The 19,850-nt window shown below is 71.7% G+C and carries 16 protein-coding genes and 2 tRNA genes; 3 read left to right on the forward strand and 15 right to left on the reverse strand.

All coding sequences use genetic code 11. The annotated features are described in order from the left end of the window. Window positions 1–188: 188 nt before the first annotated feature. Window positions 189–2,057, reverse strand: coding sequence for a translation elongation factor 4 (lepA, locus tag EBH09_RS11980; RefSeq protein ID WP_121746970.1), 1,869 nt, complete (start codon window positions 2,055–2,057; stop codon window positions 189–191). Between the two features lie 308 nt (window positions 2,058–2,365). Between lepA and rpsT the strand changes: the two genes are divergently transcribed. Beyond that, window positions 2,366–2,632: a 30S ribosomal protein S20 gene (gene rpsT, locus EBH09_RS11985; RefSeq protein ID WP_121746971.1), complete on the forward strand. Its 267-nt coding sequence runs from the start codon at window positions 2,366–2,368 to the stop codon at window positions 2,630–2,632. 197 nt (window positions 2,633–2,829) lie between these two features. Here the strand turns inward: rpsT and holA are convergent, their stop codons facing one another. The 9 genes from holA to leuS all read right to left on the reverse strand — a co-directional run bounded on the left by holA (window position 2,830) and on the right by leuS (window position 14,857). Next, the gene (gene holA / locus EBH09_RS11990; protein ID WP_193776245.1) at window positions 2,830–3,819 is read right to left on the reverse strand and encodes a DNA polymerase III subunit delta; all 990 of its coding nucleotides are present in this window, start codon (window positions 3,817–3,819) and stop codon (window positions 2,830–2,832) included. Window positions 3,820–3,877: 58 nt separating this feature from the next. Next, complete coding sequence (locus EBH09_RS11995; RefSeq protein WP_193776246.1) at window positions 3,878–4,123, reverse strand: hypothetical protein; 246 nt, start codon at window positions 4,121–4,123, stop codon at window positions 3,878–3,880. Window positions 4,124–4,177: 54 nt separating this feature from the next. Continuing rightward, window positions 4,178–5,059 carry a YceI family protein gene (locus tag EBH09_RS12000; RefSeq protein ID WP_121746973.1) on the reverse strand — a complete coding sequence of 294 codons (882 nt, stop codon included), beginning with the start codon at window positions 5,057–5,059 and terminating at the stop codon, window positions 4,178–4,180. Between the two features lie 182 nt (window positions 5,060–5,241). Next, on the reverse strand, window positions 5,242–6,069 hold the full coding sequence (locus EBH09_RS12005; RefSeq protein ID WP_121746974.1) for an arylamine N-acetyltransferase: 828 nt from the start codon (window positions 6,067–6,069) through the stop codon (window positions 5,242–5,244). A gap of 4 nt (window positions 6,070–6,073) precedes the next feature. After that, window positions 6,074–8,752, reverse strand: coding sequence for a ComEC/Rec2 family competence protein (locus EBH09_RS12010; RefSeq protein WP_121747359.1), 2,679 nt, complete (start codon window positions 8,750–8,752; stop codon window positions 6,074–6,076). Between the two features lie 20 nt (window positions 8,753–8,772). Further along, window positions 8,773–9,966 (reverse strand): ComEA family DNA-binding protein, encoded by a 1,194-nt coding sequence (locus tag EBH09_RS12015; RefSeq protein ID WP_121746975.1) that lies wholly within the window; start codon window positions 9,964–9,966, stop codon window positions 8,773–8,775. 126 nt (window positions 9,967–10,092) lie between these two features. Further along, window positions 10,093–10,938 (reverse strand): DegV family protein, encoded by an 846-nt coding sequence (locus EBH09_RS12020; protein WP_121746976.1) that lies wholly within the window; start codon window positions 10,936–10,938, stop codon window positions 10,093–10,095. 73 nt (window positions 10,939–11,011) lie between these two features. Then, the gene (locus EBH09_RS12025; protein WP_121746977.1) at window positions 11,012–11,767 is read right to left on the reverse strand and encodes a hypothetical protein; all 756 of its coding nucleotides are present in this window, start codon (window positions 11,765–11,767) and stop codon (window positions 11,012–11,014) included. Window positions 11,768–11,956: 189 nt separating this feature from the next. After that, window positions 11,957–14,857 carry a leucine--tRNA ligase gene (gene leuS, locus EBH09_RS12030; RefSeq protein WP_121746978.1) on the reverse strand — a complete coding sequence of 967 codons (2,901 nt, stop codon included), beginning with the start codon at window positions 14,855–14,857 and terminating at the stop codon, window positions 11,957–11,959. 532 nt (window positions 14,858–15,389) lie between these two features. On the opposite strand from leuS, the gene EBH09_RS12035 reads away from it, so the two are divergent. Together EBH09_RS12035 and EBH09_RS12040 are read left to right on the forward strand one after the other, a co-directional pair. After that, complete coding sequence (locus tag EBH09_RS12035; RefSeq protein WP_121746979.1) at window positions 15,390–16,643, forward strand: ferric reductase-like transmembrane domain-containing protein; 1,254 nt, start codon at window positions 15,390–15,392, stop codon at window positions 16,641–16,643. After that, complete coding sequence (locus EBH09_RS12040) at window positions 16,644–18,257, forward strand: NADH-quinone oxidoreductase subunit NuoF family protein (RefSeq protein ID WP_193776247.1); 1,614 nt, start codon at window positions 16,644–16,646, stop codon at window positions 18,255–18,257. 64 nt (window positions 18,258–18,321) lie between these two features. Here the strand turns inward: EBH09_RS12040 and EBH09_RS12045 are convergent. The 5 genes from EBH09_RS12045 to EBH09_RS12065 all read right to left on the reverse strand — a co-directional run. Continuing rightward, window positions 18,322–18,394: transfer RNA gene (locus tag EBH09_RS12045), tRNA-Ala, on the reverse strand. Window positions 18,395–18,526: 132 nt separating this feature from the next. After that, complete coding sequence (locus EBH09_RS12050) at window positions 18,527–18,760, reverse strand: hypothetical protein (RefSeq protein ID WP_003976229.1); 234 nt, start codon at window positions 18,758–18,760, stop codon at window positions 18,527–18,529. A 3-nt stretch (window positions 18,761–18,763) separates the two neighbouring features. Next, the gene (locus EBH09_RS12055; RefSeq protein ID WP_107095222.1) at window positions 18,764–18,937 is read right to left on the reverse strand and encodes a hypothetical protein; all 174 of its coding nucleotides are present in this window, start codon (window positions 18,935–18,937) and stop codon (window positions 18,764–18,766) included. Window positions 18,938–19,137: 200 nt separating this feature from the next. Next, window positions 19,138–19,210: transfer RNA gene (locus EBH09_RS12060), tRNA-Ala, on the reverse strand. A gap of 119 nt (window positions 19,211–19,329) precedes the next feature. Further along, the coding region (locus tag EBH09_RS12065) for a histidine phosphatase family protein (protein WP_153182648.1) at window positions 19,330–19,850 on the reverse strand (521 nt) is incomplete at its 5' end.

Consider the following 19,850-nt stretch of genomic DNA (forward strand, 5'->3'; position numbering starts at 1 on the left):
TCGCGAGTAACTAGCGAGCAGGCATCAGAGTAGAGGGCGACCGGCCCGTGCGTAAGTCTCCGCGCCCTGTCACTTCGTACAGACGCACTCCCGTGACATGCGAAGGGGCCCGCCGCGCTTTCGCACGGCGGGCCCCTTCGTGTCCGTTTTGCCGGGGTGGGCGGGCCTTACCGCGAGAAAGGTCGCGGTTACTTCTTGCCCTTGCCCGACCCCGCGCTGTCATCACTGGACAGGACCGCGATGAAGGCCTCCTGCGGAACCTCCACGGAACCCACCATCTTCATCCGCTTCTTGCCTTCCTTCTGCTTCTCCAGCAGCTTCCGCTTACGCGAGATGTCACCGCCGTAGCACTTGGCGAGGACGTCCTTGCGGATGGCGCGGATGGTCTCGCGGGCGATCACCCGGGAGCCGATGGCGGCCTGGATGGGCACCTCGAAGGCCTGGCGCGGGATCAGCTCGCGCAGCTTGGCGACGAGCCGCACGCCGTACGCGTACGCCGCGTCCTTGTGGGTGATCGCCGAGAAGGCGTCGACCTTGTCGCCGTGCAGCAGGATGTCGACCTTGACCAGGCTGGAGGTCTGCTCGCCGGTGGGCTCGTAGTCCAGCGACGCGTAGCCGCGCGTCTTCGACTTCAGCTGGTCGAAGAAGTCGAAGACGATCTCCGCGAGGGGGAGGGTGTAGCGGATCTCGACCCGGTCCTCGGAGAGGTAGTCCATGCCGAGCAAGGTGCCTCGCCGGGTCTGGCACAGCTCCATGATCGCCCCGATGAACTCGGTGGGCGCGAGGATCGTGGCGCGCACGACCGGCTCGTACACCTCGTTGATCTTGCCCTCGGGGAACTCGCTCGGGTTGGTGACGGTGTGCTCGACGCCGTCCTCCATGATCACGCGGTAGACCACGTTGGGCGCGGTGGCGATCAGGTCGAGGCCGAACTCGCGCTCCAGCCGCTCGCGGATCACGTCGAGGTGCAGCAGCCCCAGGAAGCCGACGCGGAAGCCGAAGCCGAGGGCCGCGGACGTCTCCGGCTCGTAGACGAGGGCGGCGTCGTTGAGCAGGAGCTTGTCCAGGGCCTCGCGCAGCAGGGGGTAGTCCGAGCCGTCCAGCGGATACAGACCGGAGAAGACCATGGGCCTCGGGTCCTTGTAGCCGCCGAGCGCCTCCTCGGCGCCCTTGTGCATGCTGGTGACGGTGTCACCGACCTTGGACTGGCGGACGTCCTTCACGCCGGTGATCAGGTAGCCCACCTCGCCCACGCCGAGGCCGTCGGCGGCGAGCATCTCCGGCGAGTTGGTGCCGATCTCAAGCAGCTCGTGCGTGGCGCCGGTGGACATCATCCGGATCCGCTCGCGCCTGTTGAGCTGGCCGTCGATGACACGGACGTACGTCACGACACCGCGGTAGGAGTCGTAGACGGAGTCGAAGATCATCGCGCGGGCGGGGGCGTCCTTGACGCCGACCGGGGGCGGGACGTCGGCGACGACCTTGTCCAGCAGCGCCTCGACCCCGAGGCCGGTCTTGGCGGAGACCTTGAGCACGTCGTCGGGGTCGCAGCCGATCAGGTTGGCGAGTTCCTCGGCGAACTTCTCGGGCTGCGCGGCCGGCAGGTCGATCTTGTTCAGCACGGGGATGATCGTGAGGTCGTTCTCCATCGCCAGGTAGAGGTTGGCGAGGGTCTGGGCCTCGATGCCCTGAGCGGCGTCGACGAGGAGGATCGTGCCCTCGCACGCGGCCAGCGACCGCGAGACCTCGTAGGTGAAGTCGACGTGCCCCGGCGTGTCGATCATGTTGAGGATGTGCGTACTGCTCTTGTCGTGGGTGGGGGCCCACGGCAATCGCACCGCCTGGGACTTGATCGTGATGCCGCGCTCGCGCTCGATGTCCATGCGGTCGAGGTACTGGGCGCGCATCTGCCGCTGCTCCACCACACCGGTCAGCTGGAGCATCCGGTCGGCGAGCGTGGACTTGCCGTGGTCGATGTGCGCGATGATGCAGAAGTTGCGGATCAGCGCCGGGTCGGTACGGCTCGGCTCGGGCACATGGCTGGGGATCGCGGGCACGCAGGGTCCTGATTCTTGAGGCGTCCGCAGTGTCTGCGGTCTCGGGTCGGATCGATACGTAGCTTCCATCGTCCCACGGGTGGGGAGCCGGGATGGGTTTGGGACGGGTCGAGGGCGGGACCGAGGCCGGATCGGGGCCGGGCCAGGGCCGGATCGAGGTCGGGCCGTGGGCGGGTTTGGGTGGCTCGGCGGGCCGCTGGTAGTGTGGGGGGCTGTGTCTCTTGCCCTCTCAGCACGAGGCACTCCTTCAAGAAATCATCGGCACGGGACCCTCGCGGCCTCGTGCCTGAACCTGCAAAGGCTCATTCGTGGCGAACATCAAGTCCCAGATCAAGCGGAACAAGACCAACGAGAAGGCCCGGCTGCGCAACAAGGCCGTCAAGTCCTCTCTGAAGACCGCGATCCGCAAGGCCCGTGAGGCTGCTGCCGCGGGTGACGTCGAGAAGGCCACCGAGTACCAGCGCGTCGCTTCGCGCCAGCTCGACAAGGCCGTCTCCAAGGGCGTCATCCACAAGAACCAGGCCGCCAACAAGAAGTCGGCGCTGTCGCAGAAGGTCGGCGCCCTCAAGGGCTGAACCCCTCATCTGGTCTGATCGCCGGAAGGACCCAGAGCGGGCCCTCTCTCATCCGCTCCCGTCCGGCACCCAGGATCCGTGCGCGGCCTGCGTTCGCCACGCGGGCATGGATCCACGAGCTTGATCCGAAGGCCCCGGTGGCCGTCCTTCCCCAGGACGGACGCCGGGGCCTTCGGTCTGTGCGAGGTCTTACGCCCTTACACCCGTCCCCGCGAACGCGCCGCGCGCGCGATCGTCACCACGGCCTTCTCCAGGGCGTACTCGGGATCATCCCCGCCGCCCTTCACCCCCGCGTCCGCCTCGGCCACCGCGCGCAGGGCCACGGAGACTCCGTCCGGGGTCCAGCCGCGCATCTGCTGCCGGACGCGGTCGATCTTCCACGGTGGCATCCCCAGCTCACGGGCGAGGTCGGCGGGGCGCCCGCCGCGGGCGGAGGACAGCTTCCCGATCGCCCGCACGCCCTGCGCCAGCGCGCTGGTGATCAGCACCGGTGCCACTCCGGTCGCCAGCGACCAGCGCAGCGCCTCCAGCGCCTCCGCCGCCCGTCCCTCGACCGCCCGGTCGGCGACCGTGAAACTGGAGGCCTCGGCCCGTCCCGTGTAGTACCGCCCGACGATCGCCTCGTCGATCGTGCCCTCGACGTCCGCGGTCAGCTGGGACACCGCCGAGGCCAGCTCCCGCAGGTCGCTGCCGATGGCGTCCACCAGCGTCTGGCACGCCTCGGGGGTGGCCGACCGCCCGGCGGTTCGGAACTCCGTCCGTACGAAGGCGAGCCGGTCGGCGGGCTTCGTCATCTTCGGGCACGCCACCTCGCGTGCCCCCGCCTTCCGGGCGGCGTCCAGCAGGCCCTTGCCCTTCGCCCCGCCCGCGTGCAGCAGGACGAGGGTGATCTCCTCGGCGGGTGCGCCGAGATAGGCCTTCACGTCCTTGACCGTGTCGGCGGACAGGTCCTGCGCATTGCGTACGACCACGACCTTGCGCTCGGCGAAGAGCGAGGGGCTGGTGAGCTCGGCGAGCGTGCCGGGCTGCAGCTGGTCGGGGGTCAGGTCGCGTACGTCCGTGTCGGCGTCGGCGGCCTTCGCGGCGGCCACCACCTCCCGCACGGCACGGTCGAGCAGGAGGTCCTCCTGGCCCACGGCAAGCGTCACCGGGGCGAGAGGGTCGTCATTCGCAGTCTTCCTGGCCATCGCGACAAGCATCGCACGCACCACTGACAACGGACTTCGCCGCCGACACCCTCGGGCCCTACGGTTCCTCGCGCCAGCCCTCCCACTCCCCCGCGAACTCGTCGAGCTCGCCGGGGTCCAGCCGCTCCCGCTCGTCGCGCAGGACGACGAGCCACTGGGCGTCCTCGGCGTCGTCCTCGCCGGCCAGGGCGTCCCGGAGCAGTCGGGGTTCCTCGTCGAGTCCGAAGCGCTCCCCGAGCGCCTGGGCCACCTCCTCCGCGGCGTCGCGGTCGGGCAGCACCAGCACATGTCTCACATCACTCACGGGTGCCATTGTCGGACACCGCGCGGCAGGACGGACGGTCAGGTCGGTGCCGCGTCAGCCCTTGGGCACGATCTGGATGTCGAGGCCGATCCTGATGCTGGGCCCGACCACGGCGATGCCGCGCGCCAGCATGGTCTGCCAGCTCACGGTGAAGTCGTCGCGGTGCAGCTCGGTGGTGGCGCGGCAGGCCGCCCGCGCCTCGCCCTCCATGCCGTTGCCCAGGCCGAGATACTCGGCGTCCAGGGTGACCGTCCGTGTCACGCCGTGCAGGGACAGCGCTCCCGTGACGGCCCACCGGTTGCCGCCCCGGCGGGTGAACCGGTCGCTGTAGAACTCCAGGGTCGGGAACCGCTGCACGTCCAGGAAGTCCCCCGACCGCAGATGGTCGTCGCGCATCTTCACGTTGGTGTCGATGGACGCCGCGTCGATGACCACGTGCATCGCCGACTGCTCCATGTCGTCGCCGATCCGCACCGCGCCCGCGAAGGAGTTGAACCGGCCGTGGACCCGGGCCAGCCCGATGTGCCGGGCGGTGAACGCGATCGACGAGTGCGCCGGCTCGATCTCCCAGTCGCCCGGCGCGGGCAGCTCCGGAGGCTGGGCCACCTGCAGGGTCACGTCGCCGAGCGAGGCCAGCGCGTCCTCGGTGACGGTCGCGGACGCCCGGTACGGCGTGTAGCCCTCGGCGGACACCGCGAGTCGGTACTCCCCCGAGGGCACCGTCGCCACGAACGACCCGAAGGGGTCCGTACCGCCGCTGATCACCTTGCGCCCCATGGTGTCGCTGACCGTGAACTCCGCGTGCGGGATCGGCTCGTTGACGGGGTCGAGGACCCGGCAGTTCAGCACCCCCGCGTTCGGCGGGGTCCGCACCGCCGCCAGGGGGCCCGTCCGTTGCATCCGCTTCGTTCGGCTTCCCAGCCAGCGGCCGATCATCTGCGACACCCTCTGCACGACGTGAGAAAACTAGTTGACGAAGAAACATTCGATCACCAATGGGGGTTTCGAGGCAACACGGGACCACATCAAGGGAAACCGGCGCATGTGCTGGGAGTGCGTATGAGTGGCCCGAGTGGCCCCGTGTGGCCCGATATCGCCACACCGGACGCCGCGAATCCTCACAGTCGGGGCACGGGCGGCACCTCGTCGAGGTGGATGCCGAAGTGCTCCCGGTAGGCCGCGAGTACCTCGCCGTCCGTGGCCGGCTCACGCTCCTCCCGGCGGCCGTCGGCGGCCGTCGACACGAGCCTGCGGCCGCTCAGCGTGATCCTCCCTCCGTCCTCCGTGACCCGCGAGCAGACCGGCGACTGGAGGAAGTGCGACTGCGGCGAGGTGCTGTGCCACCACGCGCCGGACTCGAAGTCGCCGAGCACCCGCGGGCGCGGTTCCACCCGGTACACGGGCTTCCCGTCCCGCAGCACGTCCAGGTCGGCCGCCCGGGCCGAGTCGTGCCCGCCGCGCACCCCGGCCGCGTCCGGACCCGCCTCGACGACCCGGAACGTGCCGCCAGGATCCTTCTGCTCACCCCGCTCCGCGAACGCCAGCGGGCCGTGGCTGTGCGCCCCGAACCCGACGTCCGCCAGCAGATCGCCCCCGTCCACCGTCCGCACCCGCAGCGCCAGATGGTCGAACGGGATCCCGAGCCGTCTCCCGTCCCCGTACACCCGCGCCGCGAGCAGCGTGACCTCATACCCGAGCGCCGCGAGCAACGCACCGAAGAGACCGTTGAGTTCGTAGCAGAACCCGCCCCGTCGCGCGCTCACCACCTTGTCCAGCAGCCGCCCCTCCTCCAGCACGATCTCCTCGCCCAGATGGACGGACAGGTTCTCGAAGGGCACCGTCATCAGGTGACGAAGGTGCAGCTCACGCAGGGCGTCGGCGGTGGGCCACGCCGGGTACTCGGCTCCCAGGCGGCGGAGGTAGGCGTCGACCTGTGTTGCATCCATGCCCTCAGTCTCGCGCCACCCGCAACGCCCTGCCCGTGCCGGCGACCGCCAGTGCCCCGTCCCGGTCCGTCCGCAGCACCGTCGCGCCCTGGGCACGCAGCGCCTCGACGGTGCCGGGGGCCGGGTGCCCGTAGGTGTTGTCCTCGCCGCAGCTGATGAGCGCGAGCCGTGGGGCCACCTTCCGTATGAGATCGGCATCCTGGTGAGCGGAGCCGTGATGGGCCACCTTCAGCACGTCGACCCCTTCCAGCGCCGCTCCCGCGGGTGATCTCGCCAGCTCCCGCTGTGCCGGGGGCTCCAGGTCCCCGAGAAGCAGCAGACGCAGTCCCGCCGTCCGCACCAGGAGGGTGACGCTGGCGTCGTTGGCTCCTTCCGTGCTCGTCGGGAAGACCGGCGCCGCGGTCGTCGGAGGGGTCGGTGGTGGGCCCTTCGGAGGGGTCGGTGGCGGCCACACCACCTGCCAGGACAGGGGGCCGGACCGGCGCTCTTCCCCGGCGGAGGCGTGCCGCAGGGGAATCCGCCGTGCCGCCGCCTGCCTGCGGACGGACTCGGCCTGGTCCGCGGGCTCTTCGAGGGCGGTCGTCTCGATCGCGCCCACCGAACGCCCCCGCAACACCCCGGGCAGGCCCGCCACATGGTCGGCGTGGAAGTGGGTCAGCACCACGAGCGGGACGCGGGTGATGCCGAGGGAGCGCAGACAGTGGTCGACCAGCGCCGGGTCGGGCCCGGTGTCCACCACGACGCCCGCGCCCTCACCCGACGCGAGCACCATGGCGTCGCCCTGTCCGACGTCGCACATCACCATCCGCCAGCCCGGCGGAGGCCACCCCGTGATCACCCGGGCCAGTGGCGGTGGCCGCACCACCGCCAGCACCAGCAGCACCGCGCACACACCGCACCACCACGGATGCCTCAGCAACCGCCGGCCGACGAGCAGCACGCCCACCGTGACGAGGGCGAGCAGCGCCGCCCCGGCCCAGCTGCCCGGCCAGTCCACTCCCGCGCCGGGCAGCGCGGCCCCGGCACGGGCGATCCCCGCGATCCACTCGGCCGGCCAACCGCCGCACCAGGCCAGCCCTTCGGCCACCGGCATCGCCACCGGTGCCGTCGCCAGCGCCGCGAACCCCAGCACCGTGGCCGGCGCGACCGCGAACTCCACGAGAAGATTGCAGGGCACCCCCACCAGGCTCACCCGCGCCGACAGCACGGCTACGACCGGCGCGCACAGTGCCTGGGCCGCGCCCGCGGCGGCCAGCGCCTCGGCGAGCCGAGGAGGAACCCGGCGCCGGCGCAACGCCGCGCTCCAGCGCGGGGCCACTGTGAGCAGCGCCCCGGTGGCCAGCACGGAGAGCAGGAAGCCATAACTTCGGGCCAGCCCCGGGTCGTACAGCACCAGGAGGAGCACGGCCGTCGCCAGCGCCGGGAGCAGAGATCTGCGGCGTCCGGTGGCCAGGGCGAGCAGGGCGACGGCCCCGCAGGCGGCGGCCCGCAGCACGCTCGGGTCGGGCCGGCACACTACGACGAAGGCGAGTGCCAGCACCCCGCCGAGCAGCGCGGTCGTCCGCAGGGAGATACCGAGACGGGGCGCCAGCCCCCGGCGCTCGCTGCGCTGGGCCAGTCCCGGCGGTCCGAGCAGCAGGGCCAGCACGATCGTGAAGTTGGCTCCGGAAACGGCCAGCGTGTGCGCGAGGTCGGCCTCCTTGAACGCCTCCTCCAGCTCCGGCGTGATACGCGACGTGTCACCGACGACCAGCCCCGGCAGCAGCGCCCGCGCGTCCGCCGGCAGCCCCTCGGTGGCCTCCCGCAGCCCGGCCCGCAGTCGTCCCGCCAGCCGCTGTGCCCCAGACGGCCCTGCCACCACCTCCGGCGCCTCCCGGCCGCCCCGTACCCGCAGCACGGCGGCGATCCGGTCCCCGCTCGCCCTCGGGGGTGCCGAACGGGCGGTGACGAGGAGCCGCGTCGTCGGCAGCAGTCCCAGCCAGCGCGAGGTACCGGGCCCGGCACGGGTGAGCCGCGCGTCGTCCGCGTCCCCCGAGGAGGCCCGGCCCGATCCCCCCTCACTCGTGCCCGTGCCCTCGCCCTCGCGGTCGCCCTCGGCCACGTCCACGAGCACCAGCACCGGTGTCCGTGTCGCCACCTCCCTTCCGCCCGCCTCCGTCACCCGCCGTACGTCGGCTTCGAGCAGCACGGTGGGCGGCACGGCCCGGTTTCCCCGGACGCGGGGCCGGGTGAGGCGGGGGTCGGCGGTGATCTCCAACTCGGCGGTGACGGTGGCGTACTGCCGTGCCAGCGCCGGCACGGGTCCCCGGCGCAGGTCCACCCCGTGCAGCGCGGCCGAGGTGGCGGACGCGGCGACGCACAGGAGCAGGGCGGCGACCGTCGGGCGGTGCCGTCCGCGCGTCGTGCGCTGCCTCCGCACCCCCAGCAGCAGCACGCCGGACAGGGCCAGAGCGCCGATCAGGAGGCCCGCGGTCCACCCGACCGGCACGTCCGGCATCAGCGCCGCCGTCGCCCAGGCCGCGAGCGCGGGCGGCACCAGCCGCAGGTCCGTGGGGCCGTCCTGCCGGGGATGCGCCGCACCGAGCCGGTGCCCGGAGGCGGCGTGCACGGCTGCGCGCGGGGGCGCGGTCAGGTGGCCGGTGCGCTCCGCCGACGCGCTCGGCGGCCTCGTCCGCACGCTCATGGCCGTGCTCGCGTCCGTGCTCATGGCCGCACGAGGTTGCGCAGGTCGGCGAAGCGGCGATCGCCGATGCCGTTCACCTCGCGCAGTTCGTCCACCGAGCGGAAACCGCCGTGCCGGGTGCGGTAGTCGATGATGTGCTGGGCCAGCACGGGGCCGACGCCCGGCAGGGTGTCGAGCTGATCGGCGGTCGCCGTGTTGAGGGAGACCGGTGCCGCGGGAGCGGCCCCCGCTGCCGGGGCGCCCGGCCCGCCCGGGGAGGTGCCGCCCGGCCCGGCCGGCGCGGAAGCGCCGACGATCACCTGCTCGCCGTCCACCAGGAAACGCGCCCGGTTCAGCCCGTCGGTCTTGGTACCGGATCGCACGCCTCCCGCGGCGCGCAGGGCATCCGCGACACGTGCCCCTGCCGGAAGGCGGTGGATTCCGGGCTTGCGGACCTTGCCGCCGACGTCCACCACGATCTCGGCCCCGACCGTGGCCGTGGCTGTGCCCTCGGCCGGGCCCCTGGGCGGGCCGGCCGTGGGGCCCGCTCCTGCCGACTCGTCCTCTCCTGCCGCGCCGAACGCCGCCGCCTCCCGCACCGTCTCGGGCGCCGCCACGGGCTGGGTGCGACCGGTCCAGAAGTGCTGTGCGGCGAAGACCATCGCGACGACGAGCAGCATCGTGAGCGCGGCCACGCTGCGGCGCTCCAGTCCGCACCGCGTCTGGAGCCACACCGGCATCCGCTCCCGCAGCGCCTGCCCGGCCCGTTCCCGCCAGGTCGCCGCGGCGCCGTCGAAGGCGTCCGGTGACGCTCCCCCTTCCTGCGCACTCCCTCCGTGCGCGTCTTCTCCTCGCGCACTCCCTCCTCGCCCGTCCCCTCCTCGCGCCCCCGCTACGTCCCCCCGTGCCCTGCCACCGTCTCCGGCTCCCTGCGGGCGCCCGGCATCGCGGCTCCAGGACGGTGGCGGTCCCGTACCCGGCTCGCTCCCCTGCCCGACGGACCCGGTGTATCCGTCGTGTCCATCGTGTCCCTCGTATCCGCCGTGTCCGCCGGGCCCGACGAAGAGCGCCTCCGCACGTCGGCGGAGCTCCTCCGCCGGCGCGGGACGGCGCCTGTGCCGCGCCCGGCCGACGGAGCGGCGCGAGCGGTGGTTGCGGAGCCGGCCGTCGGAAGCCGGGCCACGGCCCGGGCCACTGGTGGCGGTAGCTGTGCGTGAGCGTGATCGAAGAGCCATGCGACGAGGATCGGACACCTCCGCCCGCCCGCGATGATCATGCTCAATTCCCGGGGACGACCCCCAGGTTGTGGAAAACCCCGGCCCCCGCACGGGTGACGCACAGCCGTGACGCGCGACCGCCCCTCACCGCGACGAGACCACGACCCCCAGCAGCCCGGGCCCCGTGTGCGCCCCGATCACCGCGCCGACCTCGCTCACATGCAGGTCGGCCAGCCCGGGCACCCGGTCCCGCAGGCGGTCCGCCAGGGCCGACGCCCGGTCGGGGGCGGCGAGATGGTGGACGGCGATGTCGACGGGTGCGCTGCCCGCCCGGTCGGCGACGATCTCCTCCAGCCGGGCGATGGCCTTGGACGCCGTCCGGACCTTCTCCAGGGGCTCGATGCGGCCGCCGCCCAGCTGCAGCAGGGGCTTCACCGCGAGAGCGGAACCGAACAGTGCCTGGGCCGCCCCGATCCGGCCGCCGCGACGCAGATAGTCGAGGGTGTCGACGTAGAAGTAGGCGGACGTCCCCGCGGCCCGCTTCTCCGCGGCCGTGACCGCTTCGTCCACCGTGCCTCCCGCCTCCGCCGCCTCCGCCGCGGAGAGCGCGCAGAATCCGAGGGCCATCGCGATCATCCCGGTGTCCACTACACGCACCGGAACCGCCGCCTCCCGCGCGGCGACGACGGCCGCGTCGTGCGTGCCGGAGAGTTCGGCGGAGAGGTGGAGGGAGACGATGCCGTCCGCGCCGGACTCGGCGATCTTGCGGTAGGTCTCGGCGAAGAGTTCGGGGCTGGGGCGGGAGGTGGTGACCGGCCGCCGTTTCTGCAGGGCCTGGGCCAGCGAACGGGTCGAGATCTCGGTGCCCTCCTCCAGCGCCCGGTCGCCCAGGACGACGGTCAGAGGTACCGCGGTGATGCCGTGCCGCTCCATCGTCCGGGCCGGGAGGTAGGCCGTTGAATCCGTGACGATCGCGACATGGCGGGACATGAGCTGGAGGTTACCTGCCGTAGCGCCCATACGGCAGCCCGGCCCCGACGACCGGGCGTTCACAGGTCCGTGGTCAGGTCGTGTTCTCCGGACGGGCCTTCTTCTGCCAGGGGTACACGGGGCTCGGGCCGGGCGGTGTGATGGCGGGCCGCGCGGGTTCCTCCGCCGGCTCCTGCCCCGAGTGCTGCGGGGTCTGAGGCCAACTCTGCCGGGCGGCCGGGGCGTCGGTGCCCGGCGCCTCGGGCCAGGGCGGCGGCGCGGCGGCGGGCTCCGTCTCCGTCTCCGTCTCCGTCCAGTGCCGCAGGGCACCGGCCTCGACGTCGATCTGTGCGCTCAGGGAGTCCAGGTCGTCGTCGGCGAAACGGTGGGCCCGGTCGCGGGCCGCCCAGCGCAGGGACTCCGCCGAATGGACGATGCGCTCGGTGCGCTCGCGCAGCGTGGGCAGTCGCTCGGCGAGCGTGGCGCGGTCCGGTTCGGACTCCAGCCGCCTGAGCTCGCCGTCCAGTTCGAACCCGTGCGCGCTGAGCCGCTCGAAGAGGGCGAGGGACTCCTTGAGGGACTCGTCCTCGGCCACTCCCGCGTGCAGCGCGTCCTGCGTGGCCCGCATCGACGTGCGCAGGGCCAGCCGCAGCTGTGCGAGCTCGCCCGCCGGACCCGTCTGGACGAGGGACTTGGCCCGCAGTGTGTGGTCCTCGACCGTGCGGCGGGCCTGGGTGATGCCGCGGTCCACGCTGCGTTTGGCCGCGCCGACGGCTTTCACCGTGGCGTAGGCGCCCAGCACGAGGGCGAGCACGAAAAGCAGACCGAAGACTGCGATCACCGCTTCCACGAAGCTCCTCCTCCGAGCGTCCGGCCCGCGGACCGGCGGGCCGCGGCACGGCAACCGCCACGCCGCTCTTCCACGGTAAACGCCACGGGCAGGCCCAGGGTTCCAACGGAACCCCGAACCTGCCCGAACCGGACCCGGACCCTCCCCGTAGGGGACTACCCCGAGCCCGGCGGTACCGCGGCGCCGGCCCTAGGCCGGAACGATGTTCACCAGCTTCGGCGCACGCACGATGACCTTGCGGATCCCGGCCCCGCCCAGCGCCGCCACGACCTTCTCGTCGGCCAGCGCCGCCTTCTCCAGATCCTCCTCGGAGATGGACGGGCTGACCTCCAGACGCGCCTTGACCTTGCCCTTGATCTGCACGACGCAGGTCACGGCCTCGTCGACGACGTAGGCCGGATCGGCCACCGGGAAGTCCTGGTGCACCACGGAATCCGTGTGCCCCAGCTTGCGCCACAGCTCCTCGGCGACGTGCGGGGCCAGCGGCGCGACCAGCAGCACCAGGCGCTCGGCGACCGTGCGCGGGACCGCGCCGCCCACCTTCGTCAGGTGGTTGTTCAGCTCGGTGACCTTGGCGATGGCGGTGTTGAACCGCATGCCCTCCAGGTCCTGCCGCACGCCGTCGATGGCCTTGTGCAGAGCGCGCAGGGTGTCGACCTCGATGTCGGACTCCCCGACGTCCGCCACCGTCACCTCGCCGGTGTCCTCGTCGACGACGTTGCGCCACAGCCGCTGCAGCAGCCGGAACTGGCCCACCACCGCGCGCGTGTCCCACGGCCGGGAGACGTCCAGCGGGCCCATCGCCATCTCGTACAGGCGCAGGGTGTCGGCGCCGTACTCGGCGCAGATCTCGTCGGGAGTGACCGCGTTCTTCAGGGACTTGCCCATCTTGCCCAGCAGCCGGGAGACCTTCTCGCCCTGGTGGTAGTAGGCGCCGTCGCGCTCCTCCACCTCGGCGGCCGGCACCGCGATGCCGCGGCTGTCCCGGTAGACGTAGGCCTGGATCATGCCCTGGTTGAACAGCTTGTGGAACGGCTCGGCCGAGGAGACGTGCCCCAGGTCGAACAGGACCTTGGACCAGAAGCGCGCGTACAGCAGGTGCAGCACGGCGTGCTCGGCGCCGCCGACGTACAGGTCGACGCCGCCGTGCGGCAGGCCCTCGCGCGGGCCCATCCAGTACTGCTCGATCTCGGGGTCGACCAGCTGCTCGCTGTTGTGCGGGTCCAGGTAGCGCAGCTCGTACCAGCAGGAGCCGGCCCAGTTGGGCATGGTGTTGGTCTCGCGGCGGAACCGGCGCGGGCCGCGGCCGTCACCCAGGTCCAGGGTGACGTTCACCCAGTCCTCGTTGCGCGACAGCGGGGTCTCGGGCCGGGTGTCGGCGTCGTCCGGGTCGAAGGTGCGCGGGGAGTAGTCCTCGACCTCGGGCAGCTCCAGCGGCAGCATCGACTCGGGCAGGGAGTGGGCGATGCCGTCCTCGTCGTAGACGATCGGGAAGGGCTCGCCCCAGTAGCGCTGGCGGCTGAACAGCCAGTCGCGCAGGCGGAAGTTGACGGTGCCCTCGCCTGCGCCGGTCCGCTCCAGCCACTCGGTGATGCGCTCCTTGGCCTCGACGACGCCCAGGCCGTCCAGGCTGATCTCGTCGTTCGACGAGTTCATGATCTTCGCGTCGTACGACCCGAAGGCGTCCTCCCAGGTGGCCGGGTCGGTGCCCCGGCCGTCGGTGGGCTCGACGACGCAGCGGATCGGCAGCTCGAAGGCGCGGGCGAACTCGAAGTCCCGCTGGTCGCCCGCCGGGACGGCCATGATCGCGCCGGTGCCGTAGCCCATCAGCACGTAGTCGGCGATGAAGACGGGAACCTGCTCGCCGTTGACCGGGTTGGTCGCGTAGGCGCCGATGAAGACGCCGGTCTTGTCCTTGGCCTCGGCCTGCCGCTCGACGTCGGACTTGGACGCGGCCTGCGCGCGGTACGCCGCGACCGCCTCGGTCGGGGTCGCGTGACCGCCGGTCCACACGTCGTGCGTGCCCTCGGGCCAGGCGGCCGGGGTGAACTTCTCGACCAGCGGGTGCTCGGGCGCCAGCACCATGTAGGTCGCGCCGAACAGGGTGTCCTGGCGGGTGGTGAAGACGGTGATGCGCTCGCCGTCGACGGGGAAGTCGACGCGGGCACCCTCGGAGCGGCCGATCCAGTTGCGCTGCTGCAGCTTGATGGCCTCGGGCCAGTCCAGCTCGTCCAGGTCGTCCAGCAGCCGGTCGGCGTAGGCGGTGATGCGCATGTTCCACTGGCGCAGCTTGGACTTGAAGACGGGGAAGTTGCCGCGCTCGGAGCGGCCGTCGGCGGTGACCTCCTCGTTGGCCAGCACGGTGCCCAGTCCGGGGCACCAGTTGACGGGCGCGTCGGAGGCGTAGGCCAGGCGGAAGCCGCCCAGCACGTCGGCGCGCTCGGCGTCGCTCAGGGCGTTCCACGCGCGCCCGGGGTGGCCGGGGACGGCACGCTCACCGGACTCGAACCGGGCGACCAGCTCGGCGATCGGGCGGGCCCTGCGCGCCTCCTCGTCGTACCAGGAGTTGAAGATCTGCAGGAAGATCCACTGGGTCCACTTGTAGTACTCGGGGTCGATCGTGGCGAACGACCGGCGCTTGTCGTGGCCCAGGCCCAGCCGGCGCAGCTGGCTCTGCATGTTCTTCATGTTGGCCTCGGTGGACACGCGCGGGTGCGTGCCGGTCTGCACGGCGTACTGCTCCGCGGGCAGGCCGAAGGCGTCGAAGCCCAGGGTGTGCAGGACGTTGTGGCCGGTCATCCGCTGGAAGCGGGCGAAGACGTCGGTGGCGATGTAGCCCAGGGGGTGGCCGACGTGCAGGCCCGCACCGGAGGGGTACGGGAACATGTCCATGATGAACTTCTTGGGCCTGGCGACCAGCTCCGGGTCGCCCGCCAGGTCACCCTTGGGGTTCGGCGCGGCGTACGTCCCCTCGGCGTCCCAGAAGTCCTGCCAGCGTGCCTCGATCTCGGCGGCCATGGCAGCCGTGTAGCGGTGCGGCGCGGCGTCCGCCGACACAGGGGCGGTCGCCGCGGGGTTCGTCTCGCTCATGATCCTCAAAGCTCCATCGATCGTCTCTGCCGGCGGCTGCGACATTCAAGACCAGCGGCTGCGAATGCCGGGAAATGAAAAATCCCCTCGCACAGGAGGGGACGCCGCGCTGATTCCGGCCACCGGACTACGACCGGGGTCGGGACTGATCAGCGCGGCTCGCTAAGCAGAAGGCGTACGGCACGCATGGCGTCAGGGTACCGCAGTCGTCGAGCGGGCCGCGACGGGCTTCCGGCCACCCGCACGGCCTCCCGCACCACGCCGTACGGCCGGAAAATCTGAACCAAGGTCAAAGGTTACTTCGCGTAACGACCACTAAGGGACATCAGCGCGAACGCATTGTCGTTTGATAACAACGCAATAACTCAAACCTCGTACTCACGGGTATGGCGCCACCTAGAGTGCGGCACCGGGACCGCTACCCCGAACCGCTCCGGAGTTGCCCCATGAACCCCTCGAACCCTCCCTCGATCCACCCCCGCAGCAACAGCTCGCCCTCTCCCCTCGCGTCCGCGACGTGGGGAGGTCTGCCGTGGTGACGAACGACAGCACGGCGGACGACACCTTCGCGGAGTTCCTCAACTTCGGCGCCGGCGTCCTCTCCCTCGTCCTCCTCAGCTGCTCGGTGATCTGGGGACTCGTCGCCCAGGACCGGATCGTCCTCGACACCCGCCAGCGGATCCTGGCCCAGGCGGTGCACCGGATCACCGCGGTCGCCGCGGTCGTGTTCCTGCTGGTGCACATCGGGGTCAAGCTGGCCCTGGACCACACCACCTGGGTGGCCGCGGTGGTCCCGTTCGGACTCCTGGCCACGGACGACGAGTCGTTCGGCGGCCGGAGCGTCCTGATCGGCTTCGGCACGCTGGCCAGCATGCTCATGATCTTCGTGGGCGTCACCGGCGCCCTGCGCAACCGCTTCGCATCCGCGTCCCCCGTGGCCGCCCGCTGGCGGACCATGCACATGCTGGCCTACCCGGCGTGGTGCCTGGCCCTGCTGCACGGGCTCTACGCGGGTCGCGCGGCGAAGCCGGTCTTCCTGATCCTGTACGGCCTGTCCGTGCTCGGCGTCATGGCCGCCCTGGCGCTGCGCGCGGCGCCCCGCCCGGTCAAGCGCAGGGTCGCCGACAAGATCGCCGGGTTCTTCGGGACCGGGGAACGGATGGCCCGCGAGGAGCTGGAAGAGAGGCGGGCCCGGACCACGGCGACGTCCGCGCTGCCGGGCTACGAGAGCGCCGGGGCGTCGCAGCCGCGCACGGCGTCCCCGTCCGCGCCCCTGTACGAGCCCGCCGAGCGCCTCACGCCCCCGGAGCCCGCAGGCGGCTTCGCGGCGGCCTACCGCGCCGTGTCCGGCTCCTCCGGCACGCGCCGGCGGCCGCTGACGGCCGAGGCGACCGCGTCCGCCCAGTTGCCGACGGACATGCGGCCCACCGAGGCGATGCCCTTCGTGGACGGCGGCGGCAGCACCTCGGGCAGCTGGCCCATCCCCTCGCCACCCCCGGTCGGCGAGGCCCCCCGGTCGGCCTACGACCCACTCAACGACACTGGACACAACATCCCGGTCTATGGCAATACGGACGCGTCGGGCTACGGCTCGAGTGACGTGTACGACACCAATGAGACGAACACCGTCTACGACACGTACTACCCGAACGACACGTACAACAGCGGTCCCGCCACTGAACAAACCCCCGGTGCGTCGCCCGGTGCGTCGCCCTACGACGCGTCCTACGATTTCGACGCACCGGGTTCGGGCGAACCTTGGAACACGCCTTCCGGAGGCTTTTAAGTGAACGAGGCCCTGCCCGACGTCCCCGAAGTCCGCGTGGTCGGTCTTCCCCAGCTCACGTCGGGCTTCGACCTTGTCGAGCGCCTGGATCTGCCGATGCACCTCAAGGTGCACGGTCCGCTCGAACCGCTGGGCGGTGAGCAGCTCGCACAGCTCTCCGAACGCATCGGCCTGAAGGGCCGCGGCGGCGCGGGCTTCCCCTTCCACAAGAAGCTCCGCTCGGTCGCCGAAGCGGCGATCAAGCGCGGCGTACGGCCCGTCGTGGTCGTCAACGGCAGCGAGGACGAGCCGGCCTGCCGCAAGGACACGGTGCTCATCAACCGCGCCCCGCACCTGATCCTGGACGGCGCGCTGCTGTGCGCCGAGGCCATGGGCGCCCGCACCCTCGTCATCGGCGTCACCCGCGAGTCCACCCAGCGCTCCATGGAGGCCGCCCTCGCCGAACGCGGCCTGAGCAACGGACGCCGATCCGCCCTCCGCGCGCGCGTGCAGCGCAATCCGGTCCGCATGGTCACCGGCGCGGCGGCCTCGCTGATCCGCTCCATCGACGGCGGCCCGGCGATCCCGCCCGGCCGCAAGATCAGTGCTTCGAAGAGCGGCGTCGGCGGCGCGCCGACCCTGCTGTCCAACGCCGAGACGTTCGCCCAGCTGGCGATCGCCGCCCGCATCGGCCCGGAGCGCTACGGCAACACCGGCCTGTACGACGAGCCGGGCACCGTCATGCTCACCGTCTCCGGCGCGGTGGCCCGCCCGATGGTCATCGAGGTGCCGACGGGCGTGCCGCTGCGCTACGTCCTCCAGCTCGCCGGCGCGCCACCGGTGCCGCAGGGCGTGCTGACCGGCGGCTACCACGGCAAGTGGATCGACGCGGCGGCCGTCGACGAGGCGATCGTCTCCCGCAACTCCCTGCAGCAGGTGGGCGGCTCACTGGGTGCGGGCGCGATCCTGCCGATCGGTCAGGACACCTGCCCACTGGGCGAGTCGCTGCGGGTGGCGCAGTGGCTGGCGGAGGAGAGCGCGGGCCAGTGCGGCCCCTGCTATCTGGGCCTGCCGGCCGCCGCGCGCGGCCTGGAGGACATCCTGAACGGCGGCGGCCCGGCCGCCCTGGAGGCGGTCAAGCAGGTCGCGAGGAACGTGAAGCGGCGCGGCGCCTGCTCACACCCGGACGGCTCGGCGATGTTCCTGGAGTCGACCCTCACGGCGTTCACGGACGACCTCGCCGCCCATGTCCTCGGCAACGGCTGCGGACGGCCCGTGGAGGGCGTACTGCCGCTCCTGGAGGGCGGCGGGACCCCCACGGGCATCCCGGGCGGCGGTGGGGAGGAGAACGGGCCCAGCCGCCAGAAGATCTACGTCGACTGGACGCTGTGCCGGGGCCACGGCCTGTGCGCGGACATCCTCCCGGAGGTCTTCCAACTCGGCGCCGACGGCTTCCCGACCGTCGCGCAGGCCGACGTACCGCGCTTCGCGGAGGCCAAGGCGGTCCGCGCGGTGCGCCGCTGCCCGGCGCTCGCCCTGCGCATCGAGGAGGACACCCGCGGGCAGGCGCCGTCCTCGCGCACCAACCTGCCGGTCCTGTCCCAGGGCCGCGGCCGCCGCGCGCTCGGCCGCTGAGCACACGCCCGCCGAGCACGAGGAAACCCCCGGATCGATGATCCGGGGGTTTCCTGTGTTCCTGTGGAGCTAAGGAGAATTGAACTCCTGACCTCCTGCATGCCATGCAGGCGCTCTACCAACTGAGCTATAGCCCCTTGCTGTCTGCCGCCCGGTCTCCCCGGCGGCGACGCCAACATTACACGGTCGACCGGGGACAACACCAAATCGTTTCCAGTTTGCCCGCTTTACCCCTTGCGCAAGCTGTCAGGCCATGACGGGCGGGCCCGCTACGCCGTGACGAACGAGTAGAACCGCTTGAGAGTGCAGTGCTCCTCGAGGAGCCGGCCGTAGATCGGCTCGCCCTCGAGTTCGCGGTACGTCTCGATCGGGTCGCCCTTTATGATCAGCGCCCGCGCGCACTCCTCGCACCAGTACTGGTAGTCCGGGTTGACCGGCTCCATGTCCCGCACGATCGGGGTGCCGCTGCCGCACCAGTCGCACTTTCGCCTGTGTGCACCCATCGATCAGCTCCAGCTGTGGCCGCAGGCCGTGCACACGTACGAGATTCCGCCGTTGTCGCCGAGGACTTGGGCCACGTGCCCGGAACCGCAGGAAGGGCAGCTGAGACGGGTGACCGTGTTCCGTGTCACCGCTCCGCCGAGGAGGTGACCGACCTCCTCGAGGATGCTCGCAGGCATCGCCACTCCCTCCCGTCGGGTCGCGGTCCCCTTCCGGCCGTTTGATTCTGCCACGACCGGGCCAATACGGTCAGCGACGCCTCAGTACCGGTCCGGACACGGAGCCTCACAGGGGTATACGCCCGCGGGACTCCCGTTGCTCAAGCGGGCGCAAACGAAAAATCCCGCCCCCCGAGGGGGCGGGATTCGTCCGTGGGCTGTGGAGCTAAGGAGAATTGAACTCCTGACCTCCTGCATGCCATGCAGGCGCTCTACCAACTGAGCTATAGCCCCTGGTGCCACGCGGCTGGGCCGCATGGTCTTTCGCTCCGCTCGGCGGGGCGAACAAGAAGAACTTTAGCCTGCGACCTGCCGGAAAGTGAAATCCGGGTACCGGACCCGTCGGCCGCGCCTCAGTCGTCGTCGCCGAGCACCGGTTCCGGCAGCGTGCCGGCGTTGTGCTCGAGCAGACGCCAGCCGCGGGCGCCCTCGCCCAGGACGGACCAGCAGCAGTTGGTGAGGCCGCCGAGGCTCTCCCAGGTGTGCGGTTCCAGCCCGAGCAGCCGGCCGATGGTGGTGCGGATCGTGCCGCCGTGGCTGACCACGACCAGGGTGCCGTCCTCGGCGAGCTTCTCGGCGTGCCGGAGCACCACGGGGGCGGCGCGGTCGGCCACCTCGGTCTCCAGCTCGCCACCGCCGCGGCGGACCGGCTCGCCGCGCTTCCACGCCGCGTACTCCTCGCCGTGCCGGGCGAGGATCTCGTCGTGGGTCAGCCCCTGCCAGACGCCCGCGTAGGTCTCCCGCAGGCCCTCCTCCAGGGTCACGTCCAGGCCGGTGAGCGCGGCCAGCTCGGCGGCCGTGTTCGCGGCGCGCGCGAGGTCGGAGGCGACGATGGCGTCGGGCTTCAGGTGCGCCAGCAGCTGGGCGGCACGGC

Origin of the sequence: Streptomyces sp. E2N166, assembly GCF_003671715.1 — a bacterium.
In the GTDB taxonomy this organism is placed as follows: Bacteria; Actinomycetota; Actinomycetes; order Streptomycetales; family Streptomycetaceae; genus Streptomyces; species Streptomyces thinghirensis.

What these genes read in the sequence shown, in the direction of transcription:
- holA (WP_193776245.1), bottom strand. Translation starts at nt 3,819, where the DNA reads ATGGCCAGGAAGACTGCGAATGACGACCCTCTCGCCCCGGTGACGCTT.
- EBH09_RS12055 (WP_107095222.1), bottom strand. Translation starts at nt 18,937, where the DNA reads ATGCCTGCGAGCATCCTCGAGGAGGTCGGTCACCTCCTCGGCGGAGCG.
- EBH09_RS12010 (WP_121747359.1), bottom strand. Translation starts at nt 8,752, where the DNA reads ATGAGCGTGCGGACGAGGCCGCCGAGCGCGTCGGCGGAGCGCACCGGC.
- EBH09_RS12020 (WP_121746976.1), bottom strand. Translation starts at nt 10,938, where the DNA reads ATGTCCCGCCATGTCGCGATCGTCACGGATTCAACGGCCTACCTCCCG.
- EBH09_RS12050 (WP_003976229.1), bottom strand. Translation starts at nt 18,760, where the DNA reads ATGGGTGCACACAGGCGAAAGTGCGACTGGTGCGGCAGCGGCACCCCG.
- leuS (WP_121746978.1), bottom strand. Translation starts at nt 14,857, where the DNA reads ATGAGCGAGACGAACCCCGCGGCGACCGCCCCTGTGTCGGCGGACGCC.
- EBH09_RS12005 (WP_121746974.1), bottom strand. Translation starts at nt 6,069, where the DNA reads ATGGATGCAACACAGGTCGACGCCTACCTCCGCCGCCTGGGAGCCGAG.
- EBH09_RS12015 (WP_121746975.1), bottom strand. Translation starts at nt 9,966, where the DNA reads ATGGCTCTTCGATCACGCTCACGCACAGCTACCGCCACCAGTGGCCCG.
- EBH09_RS12000 (WP_121746973.1), bottom strand. Translation starts at nt 5,059, where the DNA reads ATGATCGGCCGCTGGCTGGGAAGCCGAACGAAGCGGATGCAACGGACG.